The following is a 5739-nucleotide window of genomic DNA, read 5'->3' as shown; positions in this document are numbered from 1 at the left end:
AAGCTTGCTTATTTTAACCCGCTTCGTTGAGCTTTAAAAATTTAGATTATTTCTTTGATCGTATCGGATAATGCCACCGCCACGGAATTGCTCAAGCCACCCTATTTGCTATATACACAATTAAAAGCGACGCTAACGCGGAATTAAATAGTATAAGTAAAATCTGTAAAAGGTGTGAAATTTAATCATAGAATTTTAAGCGCCAAGAATTTGCGATAGAATTTCGCCACGCAAATCAAACCCCAAAGCTAGCCTAGCCTACTCGAAAACCTTCGCTTCTAAGCCATGTAGCCTTTGCAAGCCGATATCGATATATTCGTTAAGCTTCTCATTATTTTCCAGCAATTTGTCGTAATAGCTCTTGGCTCTTTCTCTCGCGGTCGCATCAGGCTCGATATACTTTAGACCACTTTTGAAAAGTCCTTTGGATTCCACAAAATAGATCGAGTGGATCTTCTCGCAGTGCGATAGCCCTGCTTCAGTGTAGTTTAAAATCGATTCGTACGCGATGTTGCCTAACAGCTCCTGCAGTCTATTTGCGGGATTTTTGAAAAACTCGGCAAACTCCTTATACGGCGTAAAAACCTGATCCAGGTTTTTCATCGCATCGCCGTAGATACCCTTTTTCAGGCGGAACATCGTCATTTCTTGAGAACTTACAAACTTCTCTATTGCTTTTATCGTATCGTTTTTATTCACTGAATTTTTCCCTTTTAAAATATGAAACGCTCGGATTATATCGTTTGTTTTATAAAAATCCGTTAAAAATCGGTTAAATTTTGCCCTAGCGTTTTAGCCAAATTTCCTTGAGCGCTTTTGATTAAATTTCCTGCCTCAGCCGCCGCACTTCTCGCACAATCCTCGCACGAGCACACTTTTGACATTTTTTTGTGGCAAAGTAGGCATCGAAATCTCCTCCATTTTATGGCAGCTTTCGCAGACAAAATACGCTTTGGCGCCATCGGTAAGCTCATAAAAGCTTTTATGATTATTTTCGCTGGTAATTATCAAATTTTTCTCTTCCAAAAGCGCTATATTGCGATATATTGTGGTTTTATTAGCGCCCGTTAGTTCTACTAGTTCATCATAGCTTACCGGGCATTTTTTCTCGCTTAGGATCTGCACGATCTGCACTCTAAGCGCTGTAGGAGCGATATCGTGACTCGCTAAAAAATCTTTGGGATCCATTTTACGCCTTTTTTAAAATTTAAGCGATGATAGCGAAATTTAGATAAATTTATATTAAGTTGCAACTAAGTTGCTTTTGATATACTTCCGCAATTTTTTTTTGGAAAGGAATTTTATGAAAAAGCTTGTTTTCACGCTTTTAGCAGCTAGTTGCGTAGCATTCGCCAAACCTACGGTCACCACGACCATACTTCCTACGAAGTATTTTGTTGAACAGATCGCAGGCGATACTCTGCAGGTAAATACGATGGTCGGCAAAGGCGCTGATCCGCACACATACGAGCCTAAGCCTTCAGAGATGAAAATGCTAGAAAATAGCGATCTGTATTTTGCAGTCGGTATAGAATTTGATGAAGTCTGGCTACCAAAGCTTGCCGCATCGTATCCAAAGATGAAGATAATCCGCACCGAAGATGGCATCACCAAAATGGCTATGGCAGAGCATCACCATCACGACGAACATGATCATAGCGCGCATCACGATGATCACGATCATGACGCGCATCATGAGCATGGTGACAAAGACCACGAGGCGCACGAGCACCATCACCATCACGGCGGTTTAGACCCACATATATGGCTCGATCCGCAGCTTGTAAAAATTCAAGCTAAAAATATTAAAGACGCGTTAACCAAACAGTATCCTAAGGATGCTAAAATTTATGAAGCAAATTTCGATAAATTTGCTAAAAAGCTTGACGAGCTGGACGCTTACGCAAAGCAGAAATTGGCGGGCGTCAAGGGAAAGAAATTTATGGTTTATCATCCGTCTTGGGGCTATTTCGCGCACCGATACAATTTAGAGCAGATCGCAGTCGAAGTGGAGGGCAAAGAGCCTAAGCCTGCTGATTTAGCCGAGCTAATCGAGGAAGCCAAAGAGGAAAAGATCAAGGTGATTTTCGTCGCACCGCAGTTTTCCAAAAAGGCAGCGCAAACCATCGCCGCACAAACGGGCGCAAAGGTGATGGAGATCGATCAGCTGCCGCTAGATTGGTACGAGACGATGAAAAAGACGATCGACGTTTTCGGAGAAAATTTGTAGTTGATGAAATTTATTAAAATTTTAATTTTATCCGCGATCTTTAGCTCGCGGATATTTGCGTGCGCTCTGTGCGCCCTATACACGCCCACTGCGCACGTTAGCATCACTCCCGTCGCACAAGACGGCAAGATCGTGAGTCTGCACTTTTCGTGGCTTTTCTCTCAAAATTTTACCGACGTCATAATGCAGACCTACGATATAAATTCCAACGGCAAGCTTGAAAATAGCGAGCTTGCCGAGATAACTAAGGCGATGACCGATTATCTAACCCCCAAAAACTATCTTTGCGAGGCAGAATTCTACGATCAAGCGCCAAAAAACGCAAAGCCTGCGCTTAGCAACCTCGTAGGCACGCAGATCAAGGGAAATTTTAAAAACGCAATAAGCCTCGTCAAAAAGGGCAGACTCGTGTTTGAGTTCGATCAAAAGGTCGGCTTCGAGCTGCGCAATAACCGCGTTCTTAAAATTTCCATTAACGACGATCAGGGATTTTTCAATTTCAAAATGCTTGACGACAAGCCCATTAATCTAGGCGAGGGCTTTGTAGCGAAGCCTAATTCAAATTTAGCCACCACTTTTATAGAATTTAGCGGCGAAAAACCAAAGATCGCAGATAAAAAACCGCCAATTTCAAGCGCGCCAAACTCTGATTTAGCGCAGGATAGCCTTGCATCTAGCCAGCAGAGCCTTGCAGGCTCAGAGGATAAACTTGCGCAAGGCGAGCAAACAAAACCTAATGCCAGCTCGGCGCGCAGATCAAACCAAAGATCCGTCGGCGATATCGTTTCGGAGGCTGCAGCAGAGGCGCAAAAAAATATAGCCGCTTCGGATACTATCGCACAGATTAATAAAGCCGCTAAAAAGGACGCACAGGCAAAAGACGGCACCGCGAATTCCGGCCGCTTCGGCAGCGAAAGCTTAGAGGCCGCCGCGAAAAATAGCGAAAACGCCGCAGTCCCTTTAGGTGATGATTCAAATTTAGCGCAAAACGGAGGCGATAGGAGCGCCGCGATAAATTTTAATAAATCCACAAATTCTGCGGCGCCTGAAGATAAAGGCGCGGGCGAAAATTTTGCTGCGGGACGAGACAACTCTTTAAATTCCGCGCATTCTACGCAAAATCTCGCGACGCCGCCTGGGGAGAGTTCTTTAAATTTAGCGCAAAATAACGCAGACAAAAACGGCGCCACATCCGACAGCGACGAGATTTCAAGCGAGCAGCACAAAGAGGTCTCGCTGGGATTTGTCGCGCAAAAGACGATGGATTTTATGAAAAGTCTCAAAACGGCGTTTCGCGCAAGCAGCGAGCATGCAAGCGCGAGCACCATCCTATGGGTCTTGGCGCTTTCTTTCATATACGGCTTTTTCCACGCGGCGGGTCCAGGGCACGCGAAGCTGCTAACGGCGAGCTATTTCCTAGCCCATGGCGGCAGCTACGTCAAAGCCTTCGGATTTGCCCTTAAAATCGGGCTTCTGCACGTACTAGGAGCGCTCGTTTTAGTAAGCGCGAGCATGTTCGTGCTGCAAAACGTTGCAGGGCTCGTCTCTGCAAACTCCGCCTCGATCACAACGAAAATTTCGGCGCTTCTGATCATCGTCATAACGGCGCTCATCATCTACGACAAAGCTCGCCGCGTAAGATCGGGCGCCCACCACGATGCGGGCTGCTCCTGCGCTGCTTGCGCTTCCGCCGCAAATACCGTAGAGACAGGCGCCCGCTTAAAAAATACGGCATTTACAAACGCCGGGGATTCCGCTCACGCAGCGTCAAAGAGCTATAAATTTTCTAAATTTAAAACCCCTAGCGGCGAATCCGCGCAGCATTTGGATACTAAAAATTTAGGCGCCGCGGCGGCAGAGTCAAATTCGGATTTAAATTTAAATGCGAGCCCAGAGGAAAACTCGTCTAGCCAAAACGGGCAAAAACAGGCTTTAAATTCTGCAAATTTCAAAAACCAAACCTCATCTCGCTCGCTGCAAAATGGCGCGACTGGCGGCGGCGAGAAAGGGCGGGAGTGGCTTATCGCGCTTGCGGCGGCGCTCGTGCCCTGCCCCGGCACGATCCTAATTTTTGTACTTGCCTTCAGCCTCGGAAGCTTCGCGCTTAGCGTCGCAAGTGCGCTTTTCATCGGTTTTGGAATGAGCGTCGTGATATTTTTAGCCGCGCTTTTCGGCGCGAAAGCAAACGAGCTAAGCTCGAAGCGGCTCGTAAGCCTGAAGCTATACGTCGAATTTTTGGGGCTTTTCGTGATGTTCGGGCTCGGGATTTTTATGTATTTCATCTCAGACAGCCTCAGGATACTGTGATCGCAAAATTTAAACGCAAATTTCAAAGGCGGCTCGCGTGAAATATAAGTTTACGCGATACGTTAAATTTTAAATCCGGTGCGAATTGTTTTCAGAATATTAAGATTTTAAAATTTGCGCCGCACGGACTGCATAAATTAAGCTCCGATCTCGACCATTCAATTATGCGGCGGAATTCGCTCTTTATGAATTCCGCTAAATTTCGCTACAATACGGGCGAAATTTTTATCAAGGATAGATATGTCGCCTTCTTTGCAAGATGCTATTTCGCAAACTTTAACCGAACAAAAAGCGTGCGCTAGAGCTTTTAATAGATATTACTACCTCAGTATAGCCGCCTTTTTTGCGGTCCTATTCGCAATAATGTCTCTAGACGGTGTTAAAGCAGACACTCCTCTAATAAAAATTGCCGAATTTTCGAGCGTCTTGATCCTTTTTCAGATCTTTTGGATATTTCTTATGCATTGCGCCAGTCAAGAAAGCGAAGCGGAAATTCGCTACTACAAATTTTATAAAGAGATATTCGTCCGCGCCGTAATAAACGATATAGATGCCGGTTTAAAATACGATCCATATACCGGCATGCAAGAGGAGGAATTTCAAAAATTTAGAATTTATAGGAAATCTAGGATCAAAAGCGAGGATCGGATTACGGGCGTGTACTGCGGGATTAAATTTAGCCTAAGCGAGGTACATAGTAATGGTAGGTTTTACATGAAAACGGATAATCCGCTAATAGCGGCGATTATGTTGATCAAAATATTCTACGATAACTATATGGACTTTGACGGCAACGTACTGATCTGCGAGCTCGCGAAAAAAACCTCGGGCAAAACGATAGTGGTAAGCAGGGAGCTAAACGCCAAGATCTTCGGCGAAAAAGAGATGATGGACGATGTGGATTTTATGCGCGATTTTCGCGTGTTTGCGGATGACAAAGTAGAAGCGCGCTATCTGCTAACGCCCGCGTTTATGGAGCGTCTGCGCGAAATAAATCGCGAAACGAGCGGCGAGTTCAGCTTGAGCACGGTATTTATGGATAAGCGCTTATATCTATTTTTAAACGGTGCGCCCGATCTTTTTGAAACTACTCTTTTTGGTAGGCCCGCTAGCATAGAGCTCGCGCGCGAATACCAAACGCAGATCCGCAAAATTTTAAGCCTAATCGAAACGCTTAAACTCACAAATTAGCAGGGCGCATT

Annotated in this window: 5 protein-coding genes; 3 read left to right on the top strand and 2 right to left on the bottom strand. The window is 45.1% G+C overall.

Annotated elements, in window-relative coordinates:
• Nucleotides 1-258: 258 nt before the first annotated feature.
• The gene (locus tag Q0238_RS00130) at nucleotides 259-699 is read right to left on the bottom strand and encodes a hypothetical protein (RefSeq protein WP_291939615.1); all 441 of its coding nucleotides are present in this window, start codon (nucleotides 697-699) and stop codon (nucleotides 259-261) included.
• Nucleotides 700-834: 135 nt separating this feature from the next.
• The gene (locus Q0238_RS00125; protein WP_297941656.1) at nucleotides 835-1188 is read right to left on the bottom strand and encodes an HTH domain-containing protein; all 354 of its coding nucleotides are present in this window, start codon (nucleotides 1186-1188) and stop codon (nucleotides 835-837) included.
• A gap of 115 nt (nucleotides 1189-1303) precedes the next feature.
• Here Q0238_RS00125 and Q0238_RS00120 point away from each other — a divergent pair, with 115 nt between their 5' ends.
• From Q0238_RS00120 to Q0238_RS00110, 3 genes are all read left to right on the top strand, one after another.
• Entirely contained in the window at nucleotides 1304-2230 is a 927-nt protein-coding gene (locus Q0238_RS00120; RefSeq protein WP_297941653.1) for a zinc ABC transporter substrate-binding protein, read from the top strand.
• 3 nt (nucleotides 2231-2233) lie between these two features.
• The gene (locus Q0238_RS00115) at nucleotides 2234-4537 is read left to right on the top strand and encodes a DUF1007 family protein (RefSeq protein ID WP_297941651.1); all 2304 of its coding nucleotides are present in this window, start codon (nucleotides 2234-2236) and stop codon (nucleotides 4535-4537) included.
• A 459-nt stretch (nucleotides 4538-4996) separates the two neighbouring features.
• Nucleotides 4997-5728, top strand: coding sequence for a DUF3137 domain-containing protein (locus Q0238_RS00110; RefSeq protein ID WP_297941648.1), 732 nt, complete (start codon nucleotides 4997-4999; stop codon nucleotides 5726-5728).
• Nucleotides 5729-5739 lie beyond the last annotated feature (11 nt).

It is taken from the genome of uncultured Campylobacter sp., from assembly GCF_938045775.1.
Lineage (GTDB): Bacteria > Campylobacterota > Campylobacteria > Campylobacterales > Campylobacteraceae > Campylobacter_B.
Note: the sequence above shows the minus strand (reverse complement) of the source record. Positions and strands in the feature narration are given on the sequence as shown.

Excerpts from the sequence above, each read along its gene's own strand:
- Q0238_RS00110 (WP_297941648.1), top strand. The coding sequence starts at position 4,997 with ATGCATTGCGCCAGTCAAGAAAGCGAAGCGGAAATTCGCTACTACAAA.
- Q0238_RS00115 (WP_297941651.1), top strand. The coding sequence starts at position 2,234 with ATGAAATTTATTAAAATTTTAATTTTATCCGCGATCTTTAGCTCGCGG.
- Q0238_RS00125 (WP_297941656.1), bottom strand. The coding sequence starts at position 1,188 with ATGGATCCCAAAGATTTTTTAGCGAGTCACGATATCGCTCCTACAGCG.
- Q0238_RS00120 (WP_297941653.1), top strand. The coding sequence starts at position 1,304 with ATGAAAAAGCTTGTTTTCACGCTTTTAGCAGCTAGTTGCGTAGCATTC.